We start from the raw sequence: 3,508 nt of genomic DNA, 5'->3' as shown, positions 1-3,508 counted from the left end.
AATTGGTATCAGTTAAAACCCAGGCAGGCCTTCGCCTCCCCCTGCGGCTAGCAGCGGGCCGTCTCCCGGTACAGTGCCTTGTAGAGCTCCGCCGAACGGGTCCAGGTGAAGTCCCGCTTCATCGCCCGCTCGACGATGATCTGCCACGAGGGCTGGTCCCGAAAGCGCGCCACGGCCCGGCGCAGCGCCCAGAGCATCCCCTTCGCGTCGCAGGTCAGGAACGTGAACCCGTCCCCGCCCTCCGGAGAGTCCGCGTCGGTCACGGTGTCCCTCAGGCCGCCCACCTCCCGCACCACCGGGATCGTGCCGTAGCGCATGGCGATCATCTGAGAGAGCCCGCAGGGCTCGAAGACGGACGGCATCAAAAAGATGCTGCCGCCCGCATAGAGGAGGTGGGAGAGCGGCTCGTCGTACCCCTTGAAGAAGCGGATGTAGTCCGGGTGGGCAGCGGCGGCGCGCTCGAGGGCTCCCTCGATCCAGCCCTGACCGCTCCCCAGGAAGACGAACTTCGCGCCCAGCGCGGGCAGCTCGTCCAGCGCCTCCAGGATGAGGTTGAACCCCTTCTGTTCGACGAGGCGGCTGACGCAGACCACGACGGGCGCCTCCGTCTCGACGTCAAAGCCTGTCCGCCTGAGGAGCTCCCTGCGGCAGGCCTGCTTGCCCCCCAGGTCCCGCGCCGTGAACCGTGCCGGGAGCGCGCGGTCATGCTCCGGGTTCCAGTACCTCGTGTCGATGCCGTTCAGGATGCCCCGCAGCTTGCCGCGCTGCTGATAGAGGACGTCCGCCAGCTCGCGGGTGGACTCGTGGGTCTGAATCTCGCCCGCGTAGGTCGGCGAAACCGTCGTGACGGCGGTCGTCGCGACGATGCCGCCCTTCAGCAGGTTGACCCGGCCGTAGAACTCCAGGGCGGACAGGTTGAAGCTCCATGGCTCCAGCCCGGAGGCCTCCATGAAGGGGTGGGGGTCGAACACCCCCTGATACTCCACGTTGTGCAGGGTGAGGACGCTCCGCTCGCCCGCGTATCGGTAGTGGCGGTGCCACGCCAGCGCGCAGGGAAGGAAGGCCGTCGTCCAGTCGTGGCAGTGGTAGAGGTCCGGCCGCCAACCCGTGGCCCGGTGCAGCTCGAGCGCCTGCATACAGAAGACGGCGAAGGGGGAGACGGTCCAGAAGTCGAGCTGCCGGGGGTACATGTCCCCCGTGTAGTCCTCCGCGCTCAGGAAGTAGACGGTCACGCCGTCCACCTCCGCCCGGACGACCTTCGCCTCGCGCACCTGCCAGTTGTAGGCGGCGCAGGCGGGGCGGGACATTGCGGTGGTCTTGATGCCGGCGGCGGCCACCTTTTCCAGCACGCCGGGCCAGGCGGGAGTGACCACCCGAACGTCCATCCCCGCCTGACACAGGGCCTTCGGCAGCGAGCCCGCGACATCCCCAAGCCCGCCCACCTTCGAGAAGGGAGCCAGCTCCGTCGTCACAAAGAGGACCTTCACCGCCTCACCTCCGGCCCCGCTCATGGCGATCACATCCCCCGGAAGCTGATGGAGTACGCCTTCGACGCGTATTCGCGCACCACCCGATGCGTGTTGAAGAAGCTTGCGTCAAGCGCGATGGTGTGCTGCATCATGCTCACCCATCGGTCGTGGTCGTCGTAGTAGGTGGGGATGATCTTCTTCTCCAGCTTGTCGTAGAGGTCCACCGCGTCCAGCGACTCGTCGTAGCTCGCCCCCATGTCCTTCTCGTCCGGCACCGGCCCGATGGACCAGCCCGTCACGTCCTCGATCCAGCCCTCGATCCACCAGCCGTCCAGGATGGAGAAGTTCATGATGCCGTTCATGGCGCACTTCATGCCGCTCGTGCCGCTGGCCTCGCGCGGGCGGATGGGCGTGTTCAGCCACACGTCGACGCCCTGGGTCAGGAGGGAGGCGATCTCCATGTTGTAGTTGTCGATGAAGACGATGGGGATCTCGGACTCCAGCTCCCTGGCCACGCGGCGGATCTTCTGCAGCAGCGCCTTGCCGCCGTTGTCGTTGGGGTGGGACTTTCCGGCGAAGACGAACTGGACCTTGCGGTTGCCCGCCACCTTCCGGAAGCGCGCCATGTCGGAGAAGAGCAGGTCCGCCCGCTTGTAGGTCGCGGCCCGCCGGGCGAAGCCCAGCGTCAGGACGTCCGGGTCGAGCTGCACGCCGTTGGTCTCCATGATCCGCGCGAAGAGCCTCAGCTTGGACGCCTGGTGCGCTGCCCACAGGTCCTCCTTGGGGATCGTCAGGGCCTGGACGAGGCGCCCGGGGTCCTCCTCCCAGCCGGGAATGTTCTTGTTGTAGAGCTTCCTCATGCCGGAACTGATCCACGTGGCGGGGTGGATGCCGTTCGTGATCCAGTCCACCGTCTCCATCTTGAACATGGCGTTGCTGACCTCGGCGTGCTTCTTGGCCACGCCGTTGACGTAGCGGCTGTAGCGCAGGCCCAGCTCCGTCATGGAGACGCCCGGAACGTCGGGCAGCATACGGTGGAGGGTGCTCCTGGCCTCGTCGGGGAACACCTGGTCGATGAGGCTGTACTCAAAGTAGTCGTGGCCCGCGGGGACGGGGGTGTGGGTGGTGAACACCACCTGCTCCCGAATCTTGTCCGGGTCGTAGTAGCCCATCTCGCGCATCAGCTCCAGCGTGAGGAAGCCGGCGTGTCCCTCGTTCAGGTGGAACGTGTCGATGTTCTTGTAGCCCAGGTCCCGCAGGACGCGCAGTCCCCCCACGCCCAGGACGAACTCCTGACAGAGGCGATAGCGGTTGTCCCCGCCGTACAGGTACCAGGACAGCTTGCGGTCGTCCGGGTGGTTGGGCTCAAAGTCCGTATCGAGGAAGTAGACGGGCAGCGGGTATCCGCTCTCACCGATGATCTCGTAGACCCACACGCCGACCTGAATCTCGCGCCCCTGAAGCCGGATCGAGATGCGGTTGGGGAGCAGCGTCAGCTCCTGCGCGGGGTCCCAGACGGCGGGCTTCTCCTGCTGCCAGTCGTCGGCGTTGAAGCCCTGGACGAAGTAGCCCTTGCGGTAGAGGAGCGTCACGCCCGCCATGGGGACCCCAAGGTCCGCAGCGCTCTTCAGGATGTCCCCCGCCAGGACGCCCAAGCCGCCCGAATAGGTGGGGATGGACTCCCTCAGGCCCACCTCCATGGAAAAATACGCGATGGGCCTGAACGCGGGGTCGTTCTCCATCAACGTCCTCAGGGAACTGCCGAGGTCACTGCGGTGCAGTCTTTGAATCATCGTCTTGAAACTCCTTTCAACAACCGACCGACGGCGGGCTTCCCGCCCGGACCGCCGCGGTGGGGTTCACGTCGCCGCCTTCAGCGCCGCTGCCGGAAGGGCAGCGATATCGCCGGCGTGACGGCCTGAGGCCTGACGGAGGCACCTTCAAAAGTTAGGCGTCAGCACTGCATTGATATTGATTGTGCTTAAATTATCTCACAAATTTTCTTTTTGTGCGCGTTCGTTTGGGGAGAGATGAAGGAG

At 65.6% G+C, this 3,508-nt stretch carries 2 protein-coding genes; both read right to left on the bottom strand.

Going from position 1 to position 3,508, the window contains the following annotated elements:
- Positions 1-47: 47 nt before the first annotated feature.
- Positions 48-1,511 (bottom strand): glycogen synthase, encoded by a 1,464-nt coding sequence (locus tag SY1_RS00880; RefSeq protein WP_015555874.1) that lies wholly within the window; start codon positions 1,509-1,511, stop codon positions 48-50.
- Positions 1,512-1,516: 5 nt separating this feature from the next.
- On the bottom strand, positions 1,517-3,262 hold the full coding sequence (gene glgP / locus SY1_RS00875) for an alpha-glucan family phosphorylase (RefSeq protein WP_015555873.1): 1,746 nt from the start codon (positions 3,260-3,262) through the stop codon (positions 1,517-1,519).
- Positions 3,263-3,508: the final 246 nt, after the last annotated feature.

It is taken from the genome of Fretibacterium fastidiosum (genome assembly GCF_000210715.1).
In the GTDB taxonomy this organism is placed as follows: Bacteria; Synergistota; Synergistia; order Synergistales; family Aminobacteriaceae; genus Fretibacterium; species Fretibacterium fastidiosum.
Note: the sequence above shows the minus strand (reverse complement) of the source record. Positions and strands in the feature narration are given on the sequence as shown.